The organism is Maribacter sp. 2-571 (assembly GCF_050589625.1).
Classification (GTDB): Bacteria; Bacteroidota; Bacteroidia; order Flavobacteriales; family Flavobacteriaceae; genus Pelagihabitans.
Window position 1 is genome coordinate 21703 of the sequence record NZ_JBNGOP010000016.1, and the last position, 20099, is coordinate 41801.

Annotated in this window: 16 protein-coding genes; 7 read left to right on the forward strand and 9 right to left on the reverse strand. The window is 43.2% G+C overall.

What is annotated here, in order from left to right; all coding sequences use genetic code 11:
- Window positions 1-709 (forward strand): immunoglobulin-like domain-containing protein (locus ACRD7P_RS12555; protein WP_430907971.1); only part of this gene is annotated, 709 nt, incomplete at its 5' end.
- Between the two features lie 222 nt (window positions 710-931).
- Here ACRD7P_RS12555 and recG read toward each other — a convergent pair.
- Window positions 932-3037, reverse strand: coding sequence for an ATP-dependent DNA helicase RecG (recG, locus tag ACRD7P_RS12560; RefSeq protein WP_430907972.1), 2106 nt, complete (start codon window positions 3035-3037; stop codon window positions 932-934).
- 64 nt (window positions 3038-3101) lie between these two features.
- On the opposite strand from recG, the gene ACRD7P_RS12565 reads away from it, so the two are divergent.
- Entirely contained in the window at window positions 3102-5192 is a 2091-nt protein-coding gene (locus tag ACRD7P_RS12565) for a M1 family metallopeptidase (protein WP_430907973.1), read from the forward strand.
- Between the two features lie 2 nt (window positions 5193-5194).
- Window positions 5195-6142, forward strand: coding sequence for a patatin-like phospholipase family protein (locus ACRD7P_RS12570; RefSeq protein WP_430907974.1), 948 nt, complete (start codon window positions 5195-5197; stop codon window positions 6140-6142).
- An 80-nt stretch (window positions 6143-6222) separates the two neighbouring features.
- On the opposite strand, the gene ACRD7P_RS12575 is transcribed toward ACRD7P_RS12570, so the two are convergent.
- Window positions 6223-6753, reverse strand: coding sequence for a hypothetical protein (locus tag ACRD7P_RS12575; RefSeq protein ID WP_430907975.1), 531 nt, complete (start codon window positions 6751-6753; stop codon window positions 6223-6225).
- Window positions 6754-6873: 120 nt separating this feature from the next.
- Window positions 6874-7392, reverse strand: coding sequence for a hypothetical protein (locus tag ACRD7P_RS12580; RefSeq protein ID WP_430907976.1), 519 nt, complete (start codon window positions 7390-7392; stop codon window positions 6874-6876).
- Window positions 7393-7641: 249 nt separating this feature from the next.
- Between ACRD7P_RS12580 and ACRD7P_RS12585 the strand changes: the two genes are divergently transcribed.
- Window positions 7642-8694: a hypothetical protein gene (locus ACRD7P_RS12585; protein ID WP_430907977.1), complete on the forward strand. Its 1053-nt coding sequence runs from the start codon at window positions 7642-7644 to the stop codon at window positions 8692-8694.
- Here ACRD7P_RS12585 and ACRD7P_RS12590 read toward each other — a convergent pair.
- The 3 genes from ACRD7P_RS12590 to ACRD7P_RS12600 form a co-directional block, all read right to left on the reverse strand.
- The gene (locus ACRD7P_RS12590) at window positions 8691-9461 is read right to left on the reverse strand and encodes a hypothetical protein (protein ID WP_430907978.1); all 771 of its coding nucleotides are present in this window, start codon (window positions 9459-9461) and stop codon (window positions 8691-8693) included. The genes ACRD7P_RS12585 and ACRD7P_RS12590 overlap by 4 nt on opposite strands.
- Before the next feature lie 290 nt (window positions 9462-9751).
- Window positions 9752-11329 (reverse strand): FMN-binding glutamate synthase family protein, encoded by a 1578-nt coding sequence (locus ACRD7P_RS12595; RefSeq protein WP_430907979.1) that lies wholly within the window; start codon window positions 11327-11329, stop codon window positions 9752-9754.
- Between the two features lie 36 nt (window positions 11330-11365).
- A complete protein-coding gene (locus ACRD7P_RS12600) occupies window positions 11366-12640 on the reverse strand; it encodes an amidohydrolase (RefSeq protein WP_430907980.1) in 1275 nt (424 codons plus the stop codon).
- Between the two features lie 306 nt (window positions 12641-12946).
- On the opposite strand from ACRD7P_RS12600, the gene ACRD7P_RS12605 reads away from it, so the two are divergent.
- Together ACRD7P_RS12605 and ACRD7P_RS12610 are read left to right on the forward strand one after the other, a co-directional pair.
- The gene (locus ACRD7P_RS12605) at window positions 12947-15274 is read left to right on the forward strand and encodes an ATP-dependent helicase (RefSeq protein WP_430907981.1); all 2328 of its coding nucleotides are present in this window, start codon (window positions 12947-12949) and stop codon (window positions 15272-15274) included.
- Window positions 15275-15394: 120 nt separating this feature from the next.
- Window positions 15395-15931 carry an SRPBCC family protein gene (locus ACRD7P_RS12610; protein WP_430907982.1) on the forward strand — a complete coding sequence of 179 codons (537 nt, stop codon included), beginning with the start codon at window positions 15395-15397 and terminating at the stop codon, window positions 15929-15931.
- Window positions 15932-16134: 203 nt separating this feature from the next.
- On the opposite strand, the gene ACRD7P_RS12615 is transcribed toward ACRD7P_RS12610, so the two are convergent.
- On the reverse strand, window positions 16135-16785 hold the full coding sequence (locus ACRD7P_RS12615; RefSeq protein ID WP_430907983.1) for an NAD(P)H-binding protein: 651 nt from the start codon (window positions 16783-16785) through the stop codon (window positions 16135-16137).
- Window positions 16786-17160: 375 nt separating this feature from the next.
- Between ACRD7P_RS12615 and ACRD7P_RS12620 the strand changes: the two genes are divergently transcribed.
- A complete protein-coding gene (locus ACRD7P_RS12620; protein ID WP_430907984.1) occupies window positions 17161-17781 on the forward strand; it encodes an L-threonylcarbamoyladenylate synthase in 621 nt (206 codons plus the stop codon).
- Window positions 17782-18042: 261 nt separating this feature from the next.
- On the opposite strand, the gene ACRD7P_RS12625 is transcribed toward ACRD7P_RS12620, so the two are convergent.
- Window positions 18043-18894 carry an OmpA family protein gene (locus ACRD7P_RS12625; protein ID WP_430907986.1) on the reverse strand — a complete coding sequence of 284 codons (852 nt, stop codon included), beginning with the start codon at window positions 18892-18894 and terminating at the stop codon, window positions 18043-18045.
- Between the two features lie 97 nt (window positions 18895-18991).
- A complete protein-coding gene (locus ACRD7P_RS12630; protein WP_430907987.1) occupies window positions 18992-19996 on the reverse strand; it encodes a glycosyltransferase family 2 protein in 1005 nt (334 codons plus the stop codon).
- Window positions 19997-20099: the final 103 nt, after the last annotated feature.

The window sequence follows — 20099 nt, forward strand, 5'->3', positions numbered from 1 at the left end:
CGATGCTTCCTCTGTCAATACTTCCGTGGCAGGGAACTACACGGTGACCTATAATGTGAGCGATGCGGCAAATAACGCTGCCGTACAGGTAAACCGTACCATAAGTGTAAACAATGCCCCGGACAATACCCCTCCGGTAATTGTTCTTAACGGCGCCAATCCCCAGGAGCTTACGGTAGGGGATGACTATACGGAGTTGGGTGCTACCGCATCGGACAACGTAGATGGCGACATAACGGGAAGCATCGTAATCGATGCTTCCTCTGTCAATACTTCCGTGGCAGGGAACTACACGGTGACCTATAATGTGAGCGATGCGGCAAATAACGCGGCCGTACAGGTAAACCGTACCATAAGTATAAACAATGCCCCGCTTAACGCGAATGCTGGACTTGACCGAACATTGGATAGTAGTAGTGTTAATCTTAATGGGACACAATCAAGTGGGGGGGTAGCTCCACTTTCTTACCAATGGAGTTTGCTTTCGAGGTCGCCAGGTGCTTCTATCCCCACCATTACTAATGCCACAAGTGCCATACCTACAGTTTCGAACATGAACAATGTAGGAGACTATACGTTCGAATTAGAGGTAACGGATAACGTTGGCACAACCGATACTGATACGGTAAGGATAACGAGGATTATTTCGACGGAATGCCCTGATCCAAATAATCCTCTTTGTTGTGATGATGGAATTGATTGTCAATGAAGTGATTTAAACTTTTTTGGATTGAAGCGATTCCGATGCTTTGGGACATGATTTTTTGCTCTTTTGAAGCCTTTTTTGAGTTGCATAGCCGGGCTACGGAAGGAAAATAAGTCGAAAAAAGTGTGAAAAGAATCATTTTTTAACCTACCGACGGTTTGGGAGAAAAAGTTTAAACCACTTCAAAACGTGAAAAGTAAAAATAAAGCACTTTTGACCTTATTGTCAACTAATATAATTCCAAATGGTCTTGTTTTGACTCAGTTGGGCATAAGTGTCCCGTATGACCCGATTTTCGGGATGGCCAAGTGCGGGATCTTCATTTAGGGTTTTAATGGCGTAATGCCGCGCGGTCTGTAAGATGGCATTGTCCTTGATCAAATCGGCAATTTTTAATTGTAAAACCCCACTTTGCTGGGTGCCCATTAGGTTACCGGGTCCCCGAAGTTTCAGATCGACCTCCGCAATTTCAAAACCATCATTGGTCCGGACCATTGTTTCCATTCGGGTCTTTGCTTCGGAGGATAACTTATGTCCCGTCATCAAAATACAAAAACTTTGATCCGCACCCCTACCGACACGCCCGCGTAACTGGTGTAATTGGGATAGTCCAAAGCGCTCGGCACTTTCAATGATCATAACCGAGGCATTGGGTACGTTTACACCCACCTCAATAACGGTGGTGGCCACCATAATTTGTGTTTCGCCCTTTACAAAACGGTCCATCTCATAGTCCTTGTCGGCCGGTTTCATTTGCCCATGTACAATGGAAATTTGATAATCGGGTAGGGGAAAGTCCCTCGCGATACTTTCATAACCATCCATAAGATCTTTATAATCCAGCGCCTCGGATTCCTGGATCAAAGGATACACGACATACACTTGGCGGCCTTTTTTTACTTCATCGCGAACAAACCGGAATACCTTTAAACGATTGCTATCGAATCGATGTACCGTTTTAATGGGTTTCCTACCTGGCGGTAGTTCGTCGATAACCGAAATATCCAGATCGCCATAAAGGCTCATGGCCAACGTTCGAGGTATGGGAGTGGCCGTCATGACCAGTATATGGGGCGGAAGGGTGTTTTTGTGCCAGAGTTTGGAACGCTGAGCCACACCAAAACGATGTTGTTCATCTACTATGGCAAGGCCTAGGTTCTTAAATTTCACCTTATCCTCCAAAAGGGCATGTGTTCCGATCAAGATCTGTAGGGAACCTTCCTCCAATTGTTCGTGCAACGGTTTGCGAACCGACTGTTTAACCGAACCGGTCAGTAGGGCACACTCAATTCCGGTTCCTTTTAAAAGTTGCTGAATACCATTGTAATGTTGTGTTGCCAGAATTTCGGTCGGGGCCATCAAACAGGCTTGAAAACCATTATCTATGGCCAAAAGCATGATCAATACCGCAACAATCGTTTTTCCGGAACCTACATCGCCCTGCAATAATCGGTTCATCTGGGCATTACTACCAAGATCTGCGCGAATTTCCTTTACCACGCGTTTTTGGGCATTGGTAAGTTCAAAAGGTAAAAAATTATTGTAAAAATCATGGAACAAGGTACCTACACGATCGAAGGGTAGCCCCTTTATCTTTTGTTTGCGCAACTGTTTTTTCGCGATAAGTTGTAACTGAATGTAGAACAATTCTTCGAACTTCAATCGAAACTGGGCCCTTGCCAACAACGCTTGGCTTTTGGGGAAATGTACATTGAAAATGGCCTCACTTTTGGATAATAACTTTAAGGCATCCAATAGCCATGGCGACAGGGATTCGGAAAATCGACCTTTGGTCTCCATAAAAACCTGCTGCATCCATTTGCTGATCACCCTATTGGTTATTCCTTTATTGCTCAGTTTCTCTTTAGAAGGATACACCGGTTGCATGGCTATTTTAAGGCCGTTTTTATGTTCCGACACCAACTCCATTTCCGGATGGGGCATCGAAAACGAATTGTTGAACCAATTGCATTTTCCAAAAATGACATAAGGCGTGTTCAGTTTTAGGTTTTCCCTGATCCATTTTTGTCCCCGAAACCATACCAGTTCCATTGTTCCCGTATCGTCAACAAAGGTAGCGACCAATCTTTTTCCCTTTTTTTGGTCAATGGTTTTGATATTGACAATTTTGCCCACCAGTTGTACCTCGGCGCTGTTGCGCTGTAGTTGCGCCACCTTGTAGTATTGGGTTTTGTCGATATAGCGGTTAGGGAAAAAGTTGAGCAAGTCCGAAAACGTCGCAATTCCTAGCTCCGATCGTAAGGTTTCGGCCCTATTCGGACCAACTCCTTTAAGGTAGGCGATAGGCGTTTGGAGCAGTTGGGCGTTCATAAAACGAATTTAGCGCATCGATAGACGAAGTGCAACAAACGAAAATGGTAAATTTGGATTATACTTGAATTCGATTATGGTATTTCGTTTTTTTATTGGTTTCTTTTTTTCGGTGCTAGGTTTGCTTGCACAGCAACAACCGAGCGTAGACTTTCTTACCGCGGACATTTCCGTCCAAGTCCATCCGGAAAGCAAAAGCTTATCAGGTGCCGTTACCTATACATTCAAGGTAATCGAAGGAATAGATTCCGTTTTTTTGGATGCACATCATATGAATTTTTCCGAAGTCCGACTGAACCGTAAAAAGGTGGGACACACGGTTTCCGACGAAAAAATTGTTTTGCACCATAATCTAAAAAAGGACAAAGCGTATACGTTGGACCTCGCTTATGAGTGCACCCCAAAACAAACCGTGTACTTTATCGGTTGGTCCGACGCCGTTACGGGAAACGAGCAGGTTTGGACGCAGGGCCAAGGAAAGTATACCAGTCATTGGCTGCCCAGTTTTGACGACATGACCGAGAAGGTGCAGTTTCAAATGACCCTGACGGCCCCGAAAAACCTTAGGGTAATCGCCAACGGCAAACTTACGGGTTCCAAGAACGCTTCGAAGGATGAAAAGCAATGGAGCTATAGCATGCAAGAGCCCATGAGCAGTTACCTTTTGGCATTTGCCATGGGAAACTATAATTCGCAGGCCTTGGTTTCCGAAAGTGGTATTCCGTTGGTCAACTATTATTATCCAGCGGATAGCCTGCGCGTTGAACCGACATACCGGTATACTACCCGAATTTTTGACTTTTTGGAGAAGGAAATCGGGGTTGCATACCCTTGGCAGAATTACAAGCAGGTTCCCGTAAAGGACTTTTTGTATGCAGGAATGGAAAATACCGGTACGACGCTTTTTTCCGATAGTTACGTAGTGGATTCCATCGCCTATATAGATGTGAACTATGTGAATGTAAATGCGCATGAGCTGGCACACCAATGGTTCGGTAATTTGGTTACGGAAACCGATAGTGAAAACCATTGGCTGCACGAAGGTTTTGCTACATATTATGCCTATTTGGCAGAGAAGGAACTTTTTGGGAACGATCATTATTACTGGAAGTTATACCGTTCATACCGAAGGCTCCGCCAAAAGGTGGAAGAGGGCGAGGGTGAAAGTTTGTTGGATGCCCATGCCAGTAGCCTTACATTTTATGAAAAAGGGGCTTTGGCGTTACATATGCTGCGAGAGAAGGTAGGGGATGCCAATTTCCGTAAAGGGATACAAGTGTATCTGCGCACCTTTGCCTATAAAAATGCAACAGTATCCCATTTTTTGGACATCATGGCCTCCAGAAGCAAAACGGACCTAACCCAGTTTAAAAACGATTGGTTGGTCAGTACCAAGTTGCCGGGGGAAGCACTAGAAAGCAGTTTGCAAAAAGGAGCGGCATCGCTTCGCTTACTGTTTGAAATGGAAAAGCGCAACGCCGCTCCGGAAAAAGATTCCCTGGATGATGTAGACTATTGGAACAAAACGGAATCCGTGCATTTTAAGCGGTATCTGATATCGGAACATGCACCGACCATATCGCCGGAAATTGTGGAGTTGGCCTTTGCTGCCGATACCATTCCTTTGCGCCAATCCCTAGTAATGGTCGATGATATTTCAAAGTACCCTAAAGAAAAAGTAGTCTCTTTGTTGCAGGATAACAGTTACCGTACCATAGAAAACGCACTGCTACAATTATGGGTAGCTTACCCGGAAGACAGGTCCCAATATTTAGAGGCAACAAAGAACGTTGAGGGATTGCCCAACAAAAACGTACGATTGTTATGGCTGACGTTGGCGTGTTTGACCGATGGTTATAACGGACGGTTGACCAAGCAATATTTTGATGAGCTACAGGGCTACACCTCAAGTATTTATAGTACGGAAACCAGAAGAATGGCGTTCGGGTATTTAAACGAAGCGTTTGGCTTTACCGATACCAACTTGCTGGATTTGATGCAGGCCACTGGCCATCACTCCTGGCAATTTAAAAAATTTGCACGTGCCCTGTTAGACGTTTTATTAAAAGATGACGTTTATAAAGAACGGATAGCAGGGCTGTTGAAAACACTTGAAAAGAACAAAACCAGCTATTTACAAAATAAATTAGATTGATTATGCGCGCATTGGTCATTTCAGGAGGCGGTAGCAAAGGTGCTTTTGCAGGCGGTGTTGCCCAATATTTGATGCAAGAATTAGGGCACCGGTACGATCTTTTTTTAGGAACTTCTACCGGAAGCCTTCTCATTTCGCATTTGGCATTGGAAAAAGTAGAAAAGATAAAGCAGGTATATACTTCGGTAAATCAAAAGAGCATTTTCAGTATTTGCCCCTTCAAGGTAGAAAAAAAGTACGGGGTATTGAATATCAGCATCAACCATTGGAACGTATTGAAAAATTTCTATGCCGGACGAAAAACGTTTGGGGAAAGCAACAACCTGTTGGCGTTGATCAAGGATAGTTTGACCGAAGAAGAGTTCAAGACCTTAAAAAACGGACCCACCGATATTATTATTACGGTTTCCAACCTTTCCTTGAACCAGGTGGAATATAAAAGCATCAATGACTTTGATTATGAAGAATTTTGCGAGTGGATTTGGATTTCATGCAACTATGCCCCGTTCATGAGTCTGGTTCGAAAGAATGGATGTGAGTATGCCGATGGTGGTCTGGGTAATATGGTACCGATCGAAGAAGCCGTAAAACGTGGGGCTACCGAGATTGACGTCATCGTTTTGCAAACGGAGGTCAACCATCTCAATCGAATGCCCTCTAAAAATCCATTTTCGTTACTCACTACCATTTTTGAGTTTATTCTCGACAGGATCGAGTATCAAAATATTCGGATCGGGAAACTGGTCGCCAACCATCATGACGCCATTATAAACTTTTATTATACCCCTACAGTATTGACTACAAATTCCTTGATATTCGACAAGGAGAAAATGACGGCTTGGTGGGAGAGTGGTTATAATTATGCCAAATACAAAAACGTAGAACTGAATCAGATCGAACCAGAGCTGGAACAAACGGTAACGTCCGATACAGGAAACGTAGTGCCGTAATAATCGAGATATTTAGGACTTATATTAAACCCCGTATGTACATGTTTTGCTATTTTTTTTATACTTAGTTGTGATCAGTTTTATTCTTTAAGAAACCACGATTTTTCATTCAGTTCCTTTAAGCTCTTAGCTGGATTTCCATTTATTTTTGTCATTTTTTTACAAATTTGTTCAAAATTGGCATTTTGAATATAGGCGATATCAGTTATAAAGTCCGTTTCGCCAAATCCACCAGCTCCAATCAGTATTTTATTTGAGGACCGAAAGACTTCGCCTAATTCTGTGATTATCTTAAATAAATCATTCGATATACTTTTCTCAGTTAAGTATAAACTTGAAAACCTCTCGACGCATCCAATGCAGACTACATTTTTGTATATGTTAATATTAAAACTGTCGCCTTCTCCAGTTACATATTCAGGATTTTCTTTATCAGCCTCTATTTTAGTAATCCACCAGTTACCATTTACTTTTTTGGTAAATGTTCCGCTTTTCTCTAGATGAAGATATTCAGGTTTTACTTTTTCGAAGACACCATTCAGTTTTTCAGTAACTTCCTTAACTGAATAATCTTTTTCTTTCGGAATTATACAGTCAATATGCGTTCCCATTTAATTAATCACAATTTGTAGATAAATTACATTCTTACTGCATGACAGTAGTAGTTTTAAACAGCTACAATATTAGTCCGTCGTTCTAAAACGATAGTATGTTTTCGCGGCAGATGGGCGTTACCAAAGGTCGCCCACTTCTTTTTTGACGAAAGCCAAGGCGGTGGCCGAGGGCGAACTCTTGTCCATGGTTTCCGTTAAAACATCTTCTCGTAGTTTATCGGCAGAGTCGGTTTCGCTCATACCAGCCTTACGGATCATCTGAATGGTCGCACTCTTGGCCGCTTTAATCACGTTCCAACATTCATCGGTCATATAAACCTGTTGTGATAAGTTATGCTCGAATTCGGTCTCAATGCTTTGGATCAATAAATTTTCGTAAGCATTTTTATCTGCGGTTTTTGGCGCGACCCGCACTACCAAACTAGGTATCGCAATGCGTTCTAAAAACAACGCCATACGCTCGTAGGCCTGTAGCCGTATCGGAAGAGTGTTCTTTTGGGTATCCTTGTGCAAAAGAAAACGCCTTCTGCCATCCTCATTTTTGGTATGCAACTTAAAAAAATAGAATGCGACAACGCCGGTAACTACGGCGGGCAACAAGAAGCCGAACATTTGTAGAATTTGTTCTCCTTTCATTTGATGGTGTATTTAGTTTTTTTGGTTGTAGTTCAATATCATGTTGTACAACGAATATTTTTTTCAAAAAGTATTTTACCAAAGTGAAATCGGGTACGATTTACCGGCCCTATTCTGTTTGGAAAACATCCCATATTTCGTGCTATGTTCAAAAAGTCCATTGGCCATGGCGGTATCATCCCTCTAACAGGAAGCAATACGATGGTCCGTTCTTACGTTATTGAAGCAATCTATAAGACATTCAGAAGTATGGGAAAATACGTTGTTTTTTCGTTTATTCTTTTTATCGGACTATTTTCGAACTGTTCGGATGACTCCTCCATGGCCGAAAATGATGAAGAGGTAGTTGTACCCCCTGAAAATGAGGGATTGGACGAAACCCCGGAAGAGGACGGTATGATGGACGATATGCCGACCCCGCTTACCACAAATTTAAAAACCTATATTTTCGGACATAGTCTAATTGTTCACGACCCTCCCTTGATTCCGACCCCAAGCAACGAGACCACCGTTCCGCATTGGTTGCATGTGCTTTCGGAAGCTGGTAATATGGATTTTTCCGTATCCGGTCAATATGGTTTCTTGCCCCAGCACGCAAACTTACCACCAATTGCGCAGTGGGGGTTCGATGTGGTAACTCCCGCCTGGGATTCGGATACCGAAACCTTCGCGCAGGCCAATTTTAACACGGTATTGCTCACCGCAGGAAACTTTGTGCAGTACCGCCCGTCAGACCTACCTTATGAAGGGGACAATCCGAATAATTTTTCCCCGGAATCGGCTACACTCCAAATTTTCGATTGGGTGTCGGAACAGGAACCTGGTGTTCCCTTTTATATTTATGAGAACTGGCCCGATATGGCCCCGTTTATGGAGCAATTTCCTCCGACAGATACCGAATTTGAGAACTACAATACCTATTTACGTAGTGACTTTCACGATTGGTGGTTGCAGTATTACCAAAATTTAAAAAATGCGCGTCCGGATCTAACGATACAAATGATACCCGTAGGCCCTATTATCGGAAAGTTACTTACCGAAACATCCTTGAATACCATACCCGTAAACATGTTGTATGAAGATGATGCGCCCCATGGGCGTCCCACGATTTATTTTTTGGCAGGCCTGATCAATTATATGGCCATGTACGGTATACCGACCGAGGCAGATTTTCAGGTGCCTGAAACGGTACATTCGGAAGTGCGCGAATCATATGCGACCCTGGTTCCCTTTATTTGGAATGAACTACAGCAAATGGAAGACGCCGATGGAGCGAATTTAGTATTTCCCGAAACACCTTAATTTTTCATGTTTTTACGGACCATGTTGTAAAAATCATCGAACTTCGGGTGTATTTTAAAATTGACACCCTCTTTAAAGTTGCCGTCTTTTCCTATGGCCATTAGCCTATTTGGATCTACCTGAAAGTTTTTTTGGAGTACCGCGGCAACCGTATTGGCTTGGCGGGTGGCCAAATCGATATCACCGGTCATCGTCAATCCCTCTACTGTAAGGGCCATTGCGGGGTTTGCTTTTAATATGGCCGCTATTTTTCCGATCCAAGGTTCACTATTGGCGTTGACGTTACTGTCCGTATCGGAATTGAACAGAGTAGTAAGACTTTCAGAAACAACGATTGCCCCATTGGATACCGTGATTTTTGCGTTTTCTCCCAACGATTGTTTGGCATTTGTCAGTACCACCAATGCCGTGGAATCGTTACTGGCAATAGCATCGGTAATCGATTTAAGTTGGGCTTCTTTTTCGGCCAGACTTTCCAGTGCATTGTTGATGTTCTGGGAATTTTTACTGGACACTTCCGCGAAACTGGTTAAATTTTTAAGCAAGGTGGCATTGGCATCCTGAAGCTCGTTGACCTGACTTTCCAATGATTCTGCCTTTGCGATATTGACCCTGGAATCTTTTTGTGCTTCAAAAACCAACCCGTTCACGGAATCGAGCTGTGATCTTAGCGCATTATTTTCTGTAATTAGCTCACTTTTTTTTTGAGCGGTAACGGTAGCCCAGCTTCCAAAAATTAAAAGGAATAAAAGTAGTGGTCGTTTCATGTATAGGCTTTTAGATTCAGTTGCTTTTTGATGCGCAGGCCAAAACGGCAGTGCTTTTAGTTTTTTGGCAAAAATATAATATCCCAAATGAATTATGAAATGAGCCATAACAATTCTTGATACCAACCGAAATGATTATTGGTGAATTACATCTGACCATTAAAAAACAATAAATATTAACAGATGAAATATGGCGTATTTTATGCCATTTCATTATAATGGAATGGTGAACAAGGTTGCGAACACCCTTTCATTTGTACAGAAGCGAAAACGAAAGAAATGCCACGATATTATCCTACATTAGTGGTTTTAGTGCGTTTTCCGCCAAGATGCGGACAGTTGCCCAAATGTTCGACCGATGTGAAGGGTACCGGTGTTTTTTCGTATCCATAGGTGGTCTTTAAATTCCGGTTCAGGTCGATATCGTCCACATTTACTTGTACATCTTGCATGGAAAACTGACAGGGATGTTCATAACCTGCCGCATGTGTTATTTCTAAAAGCTCCTTTTTAAAGGTTTTAAAGTATTGGGCCAATCGATCACTTTTTAAAGGGATATCGATACCCCGTTGTTTCCATTTGCTCTGTGTGGCAATACCGGCCGGACAGGCGTTGGTATGGCATACTTGGGCCTGGATGCAGCCAATGCTCATCATCGCCTCTCGTGCTACGTTAATACAATCCGCTCCCATGGCGAAGGCCATGGCCGCCTTGGCGGGAAACCCGAGTTTACCGCTTCCGATGAACACGATTCTTTCGGTAAGCTTGCGTTCCTGAAAAACCCGATAAAGACTCGAAAAGCCATAAACCCAAGGCAGGGAAACATGATCCGCAAAGGATGGGGGTGCGGCCCCCGTACCGCCCTCACCGCCGTCAACGGCTATAAAGTCGGGCCCCTTTCCGGTCGCTACCATTAAATCGGCCAAAACCTCCCATTGATCCAATTTTCCTATAGCGCCCTTAATGCCAACGGGCAATCCGGTCTCTTCAGCAATATCCTCTATAAATTGTAACAGTTCGGGAATGCTGCCAAAGGCTTTATGGGTAGCGGGCGAAAGCACGTCTTTGCCCACTTCAACGCCCCTGATTTCAGCGATTTCGGGAGTAATTTTAGCACCCGGTAACACACCGCCCTTTCCAGGTTTGGCCCCTTGGGAGAGCTTAATTTCGATAGCTTTGATACAAGGGTTTTCGGCCACCAGTTTTTTCATTTTTGGCATTGAAAAATTCCCGTCCTCGGACCGTACGCCAAAATAACCGGTACCAAAATGGAACACCACATCACCGCCTTGTTTGTGGTAAGGCGACAATCCGCCCTCTCCCGTATTATGGTACGCATCGGACTTTGCCACCCCTTTGTTTAGGGAGGTGACCGCCGCGGCCGACAACGAACCGAAACTCATGGCCGATACATTGATTACCGAAGCTGGCCGAAACGGTTTTTTACGACCGTTGTGGGCACCCATGACCTTGGCGCAGGGCACAAACGATTTATCCGTTGCGTTCGGGTGATTTTCCGAAACCGTGTACCCCATCATCTGGTTTTTAATAAAAATGTGGTGGTGTGCATAAATGTCACGGTCGGTACCAAAACCTTCATAGTTGTTTTCTTGTTTGGCCGAGGCATAGATCCACCCTCTTTCAATACGGTTGAAAGGGAGTTCTTCCCTATTGTTGGCCACAAAATACTGGCGCATTTCCGGCCCGATGCTCTCCAACCAGTATCTTAAATGCCCCACGATCGGATAGTTATGGGATATGGTGTGCGCTCTTTGAAAAAAAATATCACGTATGGCCACGATGGCCAATACTCCCAGTAACCACAGATACCACGGGATATTACTTAAAAAGGCTAAAAAAGTCTCCATAGGTACCTTTTGGGGTTATGTTCCGTTTTTTTCTATTCAATTGTTCAGGTAATCCAAACTCATTTCGGTAAGCGTTTTAACACCCAATAACAAACCGCTATCATCGATTAAAAAGTCAGGGGTGTGGTGTGGGAACGATTCGGTATTTCCCGGTGTCATTCCGCCCAGGAAAAAGAAAAATCCAGGCGCTTCCTTTTGGAAATAGGAGAAATCCTCGGCACCGGTAATCGCTTTTTGCAATTGTACATTTTCCGCTCCGGCAACACGTTGCATCGTTGGGAGCATTTGTTCTACCAATGCCGGTTCGTTATAGGTGATTTCGGTGGCTTCCCTAATTTCGCAGGTAGCTTCCCCACCGTAAGCTTTCGCTATAGTCGATACCATTTCTTTCATACGTCGGTTAATGTGATCCTTCATATCATAGTCCAAGGTGCGAATGGTCCCGATCATTTCGGCACTTTCGGGAATAATGTTAAAACGGATGCCACTTTTTATTTTACCCACGGTAATTACGGCGGCCTCATTGGTCAATTCCGATTCACGACTGATGATCGTTTGAAGGCCATCGATAATTTTCGCACTGATCAGAATAGGGTCGACACCCGACCAAGGTTGCGAGCCGTGACTTTGTTTCCCCTTCACCTTAATGGTGAAACTTTGCGCGGCGGCCATAATTCCACCCGCTTTATAACGGATTGTTCCCACGGGCGTCTGGGAATTGATGTGGAGCCCAAAAATGGCATCTACCTTAGGGTTTTCCATAACCCCTTCTTTAACCATCAATAGTGCACCGCCTTCTTCCCCTGGTGGTGGTCCTTCTTCCGCCGGTTGAAAAACAAACTTGACCGTACCTTTCATCTGCTGCTTGTTTTTGGCCAGTACTTCCGCTACGCCCATAAGGATCGCAACGTGGGTATCGTGGCCGCATGCGTGCATAACACCTACCTGTTCTCCCGCGAATTCGGTCGTAACCGTTGATTTGAACGGAAGATTGTTTCTTTCCGTTACGGGCAGGGCATCGATATCCGCTCGCAGGGCTACTACTTTACCCGGTTGTCCGCCTTTTAAAAGGCCTACCACACCGGTATGTGCAACCCCGGTTTGAACCTCGATTCCCAAGGACTTTAGGTGTTTGGCAATCTTTTCGGCAGTTTTGAACTCCCTATTGCCCAGTTCCGGGTTTTGATGGATATCCCTGCGCCATTCAACAACCTTGCTTTCAATGTCGGTGTAGGACTTGGAGAGGTCCTGAGCGTGGCTCGCGGACCAGCTTATCGTTAAAAAAAGAGTACTCAGTAGTAATCGCTTCATATTTTTTCGTGTTCAAACCTGTTCAGTTCCTAAATATATCCAAAATCGGGAAATCTACCATTGATTGTTTATAATTATGAGAGGGAGCGTTTTACTAATACCATTTTAACTTTGAAATGGTACGTATAGAAATTGAATTATTTTTTCAGGTATTCAAGGCAAAAAATATAAGCATGGCCTTAGCTATGGTTCTATTTTTTAACGAAGAAAAACGGGAAGAGAAACGATTTATTAGCGCTATTTCAAGGTTAAAATGGTATAAACCCCCAATTATTCCTAATTTCACAGGGCAAAAACCCTTTAGATTTGAGCACTTTTATAGACGAGTTAAACGACGCCCAAAAAGCTCCCGTTCTTCATAAGGACGGGCCTTTAATGGTAATTGCGGGAGCAGGCTCCGGAAAGACCCGGGTACTGACCTACCGTATTGCCCACCTGATGGCCCAGGGCGTTGATTCCTTTAATATTCTGGCACTGACCTTTACCAATAAGGCCGCCCGCGAAATGAAAAAACGTATCGCCCAAATTGTGGGTTCGTCCGAGGCAAAGAATCTTTGGATGGGCACCTTTCACTCGGTTTTTGCAAAATTGTTACGTTTCGATGGGAACAAACTGGGTTTTCCCAGCAATTTCACCATCTATGACACCCAGGACTCCCAACGCTTGATCGCATCCATTATCAAAGAAATGGGGCTGGACAAGGACGTATACAAATACAAACAGGTACAAAACAGGATTTCTTCCTATAAGAACAGCTTGATAACCGTAAAGGCGTATTTGAACAATCCGGAGCTAGTCGAGGCCGATGCCATGGCAAAACGTCCCCGAATGGGAGAGATTTATCAACATTATGTAGATCGCTGTTTCAAAGCGGGCGCCATGGATTTTGATGATCTTTTGCTACGGACCAATGAGTTGTTGAACCGCTTTCCAGAGGTATTGATGAAGTATCAGGACCGGTTCCGCTACATCCTCGTAGATGAGTATCAAGATACCAACCATTCCCAATACCTCATTGTAAAGGCACTGGCCGACAGGTATCACAATATTTGTGTAGTGGGTGACGACGCCCAAAGTATTTATTCCTTTAGGGGAGCGAACATCAGCAATATCCTAAATTTTCAAAGGGATTATGAAAATGTGGGCATGTATCGGTTGGAGCAGAATTATCGATCTACAAAAAACATCGTAAATGCCGCAAACTCCATTATTGAAAAGAACAAGAACCAGCTCGAGAAGGTAGTTTGGACGGCCAACGATGAAGGGGCAATGATCAAAATACACCGAAGCCCTACCGATGCGGAAGAAGGACGTTACGTTGCGGGCTCTATTTGGGAGAACCGAATGCAGCAGCAAATGTCGAACGGGGAATTCGCCGTGCTGTATCGAACAAATTCACAGTCGAGGTCGATTGAGGATGCATTGCGCAAACGGGACATTCCGTACCGTATTTATGGGGGACTTTCGTTTTATCAGCGTAAAGAGATAAAAGATGTACTCGGCTATTTACGCCTTGTAGTAAATCCTAAGGATGAAGAGGCGTTAAAACGGGTCATCAATTTTCCGGGAAGGGGCATAGGGCAAACGACCGTAGATAAATTGGTCGTTGCGGCAAACCATTATGGGCGTTCCATTTTTGAAGTGATCGAAAACTTGGATAAAATCGATTTAAGGATCAATTCGGGAACCAAAAACAAATTAAAGGATTTTGCGACCATGATCAAAAGTTTTCAGATCATGAACGAAGGGGCCGACGCTTTTACCCTGTCCGAACATGTGGCCAAAAAAACCGGGGTACTCCTGGAATTCAAAAAAGATGGGACCCCCGAGGGAATAGCCCGTATGGAAAATATTGAGGAACTGTTGAACGGTATCAAAGATTTTGTGGAGGGGCAGAAAGAATTAGATGGTGCCAAAGGCGATCTTTCCGAATTTTTGGAGGATGTGGCATTGGCCACCGATCTTGATAAGGATACCGGTGACGACGATCGCGTAGCGCTCATGACCATACATTTGGCAAAAGGACTGGAGTTTCCTTATGTGTATATCGTTGGAATGGAGGAGGATCTCTTTCCTTCCGCAATGAGCATGAGTACCCGTAGTGAATTGGAAGAGGAGCGAAGGTTGTTTTATGTTGCCCTCACCCGAGCGGAGAAACAGGCATATCTGACCTATACACAAAACCGATATCGTTGGGGAAAACTCATCGATGCCGAGCCAAGCCGATTTTTAGAGGAAATCGATGAGCAATACGTAGAGAACTTAACGCCTTTGGACGGTGGGTACCGCTACAAACCGTTAATAGATTCGGATATTTTTGGAACGGTGGACAAAAGCAAATTGCGACAGACCAAACCGGCCAATGGAACGCCACCAAGCGTAATCAAACCCAACGAAAATCAATTGCGGAAACTTCGCAAACTAAAACCCGAACTTTCCAAACCCATTGGAAATACCCAGGTTGCGGATACCAATCTTGAGGTAGGTACCCTGGTCAACCATACCCGTTTCGGAAGAGGGAAAATTTTAAAGATCGAAGGGGTCGGCAACGATAAAAAGGCAGAGATACAATTTGATAAAGGTGACATTAAAAAGTTATTGTTGCGTTTTGCAAAATTGGAGGTCTTGAACTGAATCCTACAGCTGCTCTTGTTTCCAAAACGGGATACCAATGATTAAAAAACCTGTTTTTTAAGTGCTATGCGAATGGGATTGTGCTGATTTTTAGTACATTGCAATTCTAAAAGTATAACTATGGGAATCTTAAAAAAAGTTTTTTTGGCGCTGGTCATTATAATTGTAGTTCCGTTAGTAATCGCAGCTTTCACTGATAAGGATTACTCGGTAGAAAGGGAAATCGTGGTCAATAAACCCAATCAACAGGTTTTCGATTACATCAAATCATTAAAAAACCAGGAAAAATTTAGCAAGTGGGCCAGTATGGATCCGCACATGCAGCGGTTCTATTCCGGAACCGATGGTACGGTAGGTTTTGTTGCGGGTTGGGCCAGCGATAGTGCCGATGTTGGTGTTGGGGAACAAGAGATAATGGATATCAAAGAAGGCGCACGAATTGATTTTGCTTTGCGATTTAAGGAGCCATTTGAATCTTCGGACAAGGCCTATATGACCACAGAAAGTGTTTCTGCCGATCAAACCATGGTAAAATGGGGTTTTGAAGGGCATATGGATTATCCCATGAACATCATGTTGTTGTTTTTGGATATGGAAGAAGCCCTAGGCAACGATTTTAGTATTGGACTTGAAAATTTAAAATCGAATTTGGAATAGGGCATCGATATCAGTTGGGCCGATATAACGATCCGACTCCATGAAAAGGATGACTTGCGGTAACCTCAAAAACTAGAAGATGTAAAGTAGTGAGTATCGGTACACCGTATTTTCTTTTTCAGAAAACAAAGGTAACATATGCAAGGAAAAAAACCTTCGAACCCCAGAATGGGAGCCCGAAGGTCACTTATGACACAATGCGGTCAGATCGGTTTGTCGAATACGAAAGGAGCCTGTTTTATATAAAGGTCACTTTTTAGTTGCTCCAACATAAAACGGACCAGGGAAGCTGCACTTATCTCTGGGAAGCCACAGTCGATTAAACTGCTTTCCGTCGTCGTTGTTTTATCGGTGAGTGTGATCAATGGCAATCGTAGCAAAGTCCAATCGATAGTACTATTGACCAATAATTCATATTCCCGTTGACGGTCCTTTGTCGATATAGGGTAGTTTTCATACATCCAATCAGTAGAAAACTTGGTTGCAACCCCCTTTTTGTCCTTGGGGGTATCCACATTTAATCCGGTCAGTACGATATACCTCTGGATGTCCAATTCCGACATGCACCGCAAAACAGTTGCAGTGGCAGTACTAAAAATGGTAGGTTTACTGGCCGGGATACCGCTTCCCAAGCAACTGAGAACAGTAGTGCAGCCCCTCAATAGGGTGCGAACGGTGTTCACGTCCGAAACATCGCCCACAACAACGGAAGTGGATTCGAGCTCAGGAACAAAACGTTCCGGGTTACGTACTAAAAGTCTAAAGTGATATTTTTGTTTTTGAAGTTGGCGAACCAGGTAAGACCCTGATTTTCCGGTACCGCCGATTACGGCGATTTTTTCGTTTGTTTTCATTAAAAAATGGCATAACATTAGTGTATGGGGTGCCTAAAGAATGAAGACACTCCTTTTTTCCTAGGAAATTACTAGGCAGATGGTATGTTAATGCTAGATTTTAATAGTGCCAAGATATGATTTTTTTGGTACATTTTAATTATCATTACGATTAGAACGAATACCATTTCAACGTTAAAATGGTATAATACCATCTTAACTTTGAAATAGCACTAATAAATCGTTTCTTTTTCAGCTGTTCTTCGTTAAAAAATATAACCGTAGCTAAGGCTATGCTTAGATTTTTTGTCTCGAACAACTAAAAAATAATTCAATTTCTATACGCGCCATTTCAACGTTAAAATGGTATAACTTCATAACAAACCCGACCACAATATGGCAGAATTTATCAAACTTTATGAGGAAAATCCCGATGCCCGAAAAATTGCAAGGGTAGTGGAGGTATTACAAAAAGGGGGCTTGGTAATTTATCCAACGGATACGGTGTATGGTTTGGGATGCGATATTACGAAAACCAAGGCTTTGGAGCGTATTGCCCGAATCAAGGGAATAAAGCTTTCAAAAGCGCAATGGTCCTTTATCTGTGCGGACCTAAGCAATCTTTCCGATTATGTACGCCAAATAGATACGGCAACATTTAAAATCCTAAAAAGAGCGTTACCCGGCCCGTATACCTTCATTTTGCCCGGGAACAATAATTTGCCCAAGGATTTTAAAAAAAAGAAGACTGTCGGTATTCGGGTACCGGACAATAGTATTCCCCGAACCTTGGTGTCCGCTTTGGGCAATCCCATCGTATCCACGTCCATCTACGATGAGGATGAACTATTGGAATATACTACAGATCCGGAATTGATTTTTGAAAAATGGGCAGATTTGGTCGATATCGTCATCGATGGTGGTTACGGCGATAACGTGGCCTCAACGATAATAGACTTATCGCAGGGCGCGCCTATCCTGGTTAGGGAAGGAAAAGGAGATAGCAGTATTGTTTAGGTAGACCGGTACAGCTTGCCCAGTACTATTTAGGGTTGCCGGAAAATCAACTCACCGATCACAATCGTTAGTTTTCGTGTTCGCCGTTCTTCCAAGTACTCAGGGCCACTGATCATGGACAAGTTGGCAGTCGCATTTGAGGATCAGTAATTTTTAACGGATAAATCAATACTAAAAATAGTATTGATTAATTTCAGTTTTTCACAAAAAAAAGTGCGCCATTTGGCGCACTTTTACAATGTTCAATGTGTGTAAGAAGGTTTACTCGTTTATCGCAGGATCCTTCATGCCTTCTTCGATCATGCTGTAAAACTGATCGATTTTTGGAAGTACTACGATACGTGTTCTTCTGTTTTTGGATTTTTCCGTTTGTGATACGGGAATAAATTCCGCTCTACCCGCAGCGGTCATGCGCTTTGGGTCTACACCATAATCGTTCTGTAGAATACGCACCACTGAGGTTGCACGTTTCACACTCAAGTCCCAGTTGTCCTTCAATACGCCTCCACTGTAGGGTACGTCGTCCGTATGGCCTTCTACCATAAATTCAAAATCAGGTTTGTTGTTGACGACTTGTGCAACTTTGCCCAAAATTTCCTTGGCGCGACTGGTTACGTTATAACTGCCACTGCTGAACAAAAGCTTATCGGAAATGGATACGAATACCACACCTTTTTCTACACTGATCTCGATATCCTCGTCATCAAGGTTTCCAAGAACTCCTTTAAGGCTCTGTACCAAAGAAAGGTTTACGGAGTCACGTCGGGTAATCGCATCGTTGAGTTTGCGAATCGTCAGGTCTTTCTCTTTTAAACTTTCCAATGACTTTTCAAGATTCTCTGCCCCTTTGGTGGTCAAAGTGGTCAAATTACCCATATTGTTGATCAATTCCTGATTGTTAGCCTTTAAAAAGGCATTTTGATCTTCTAAGGTTTTCATTTTGGAAGTAGCCGTTGCTTTTTCTTCCAAACAGTCGTTTAATTTAACTGTAGCCGAATTTAACATGTCCTGTGTTTCTTTTGCCTTGGACTCCAAATCCGCGTACTTTTTCTGTGATACGCATGAAGAAAGCAATAAAGAAATACCTAAACAGCCTAAGATGATTTTTCTCATAGTGTTGATCCTAAATATTAATGTTTGTATATGTTAGCTTTTTGGTAAACAAGCCACAAAATTATTGAATGGTCCTATTTACTTTTCGCGAAATTAGTTAATCTTTTACTAAATCGCCGAACTTTTCTATTTGATGTACGAAATGGGACCACACTATGGATTTAATGAGGTAATACTTTAATATAAAATTGGCTTTTTCCCTTTTACGGTACATCTTCCCGAAATGCCGATAGAAACTAAGGTGCGCCCGTAATATTGCAATGCAATGACTGAATTTCGATTGTAAAATAAAGCGCAAAGCGGCGACCCCATCCAACAACAAACGGGCAAAAATAAGTGGTAATGCTTTATGGAAGGGTAGGTTTTTTGCAATGGAAAAAAGGGAATTCCTGAAATTCAAATAGGTTTTTTTGGGATTCATATTACTCAGAGTGGAACCGCCCAAATGAAAAACCTCCGAGGTACCCACATAAAATACTTTATATCCTTTGTTTTGGGCACGCCAGCACAGATCTACCTCTTCTTGGTGTGCAAAATAAGCCTCATCAAATCCGTTCAGATCGTCAAATACCTTTTTTCTGATAAACATACAGGCCCCGGTAGCCCAAAAAATTTCACGAATGTCGTTATACTGTCCTTCGTCTTTTTCCAGTTCCTGAAAAATACGCCCCCTACAAAAGGGATAACCAAGTTGGTCTAAAAAACCACCTGCTGCCCCTGCATATTCAAAATGGTCCCTTCGCATCAAGTCCAAAATTTTTGGCTGCACGATGGCAACTTCTTCCCTTTGCGTAAAAAGGGCGGCAATGGGGTGTAACCAATTTTTAGTGACTTCAACGTCCGAATTCAACAAACAGAAAATTTCAGCATCCACATGAACGAGTGCATCATTGTAGCCTTTGGCAAAACCACCGTTTTCGGCATTCTGTATGATTTTCACTTCTGGAAAGTTGTTGCGTACAAAGGCGACCGAATCGTCGGAAGAAGCATTATCGGCCACGTAAATATCGGCCCCATTGGAATGTTCCACCACCGACGGCAAGTAGCTTTCCAGAAGAAGCTCTCCATTCCAATTCAATATAACGATGGCGATTTTAGACATGGGGGCTTACCAAATGAAACGGTTGGTACGATGCGGTTTTTTGTACAGGCCGACAAAGTAAAGAAATATTTTAGAATATCGGTACTCGTTATGTTCTTGCGCC

Excerpts from the sequence above, each read along its gene's own strand:
- recG (WP_430907972.1), bottom strand. The coding sequence starts at position 3,037 with ATGAACGCCCAACTGCTCCAAACGCCTATCGCCTACCTTAAAGGAGTT.
- ACRD7P_RS12570 (WP_430907974.1), top strand. The coding sequence starts at position 5,195 with ATGCGCGCATTGGTCATTTCAGGAGGCGGTAGCAAAGGTGCTTTTGCA.
- ACRD7P_RS12575 (WP_430907975.1), bottom strand. The coding sequence starts at position 6,753 with ATGGGAACGCATATTGACTGTATAATTCCGAAAGAAAAAGATTATTCA.
- ACRD7P_RS12580 (WP_430907976.1), bottom strand. The coding sequence starts at position 7,392 with ATGAAAGGAGAACAAATTCTACAAATGTTCGGCTTCTTGTTGCCCGCC.
- ACRD7P_RS12585 (WP_430907977.1), top strand. The coding sequence starts at position 7,642 with ATGGGAAAATACGTTGTTTTTTCGTTTATTCTTTTTATCGGACTATTT.
- ACRD7P_RS12590 (WP_430907978.1), bottom strand. The coding sequence starts at position 9,461 with ATGAAACGACCACTACTTTTATTCCTTTTAATTTTTGGAAGCTGGGCT.
- ACRD7P_RS12595 (WP_430907979.1), bottom strand. The coding sequence starts at position 11,329 with ATGGAGACTTTTTTAGCCTTTTTAAGTAATATCCCGTGGTATCTGTGG.
- ACRD7P_RS12600 (WP_430907980.1), bottom strand. The coding sequence starts at position 12,640 with ATGAAGCGATTACTACTGAGTACTCTTTTTTTAACGATAAGCTGGTCC.
- ACRD7P_RS12610 (WP_430907982.1), top strand. The coding sequence starts at position 15,395 with ATGGGAATCTTAAAAAAAGTTTTTTTGGCGCTGGTCATTATAATTGTA.
- ACRD7P_RS12615 (WP_430907983.1), bottom strand. The coding sequence starts at position 16,785 with ATGAAAACAAACGAAAAAATCGCCGTAATCGGCGGTACCGGAAAATCA.
- ACRD7P_RS12620 (WP_430907984.1), top strand. The coding sequence starts at position 17,161 with ATGGCAGAATTTATCAAACTTTATGAGGAAAATCCCGATGCCCGAAAA.
- ACRD7P_RS12625 (WP_430907986.1), bottom strand. The coding sequence starts at position 18,894 with ATGAGAAAAATCATCTTAGGCTGTTTAGGTATTTCTTTATTGCTTTCT.
- ACRD7P_RS12630 (WP_430907987.1), bottom strand. The coding sequence starts at position 19,996 with ATGTCTAAAATCGCCATCGTTATATTGAATTGGAATGGAGAGCTTCTT.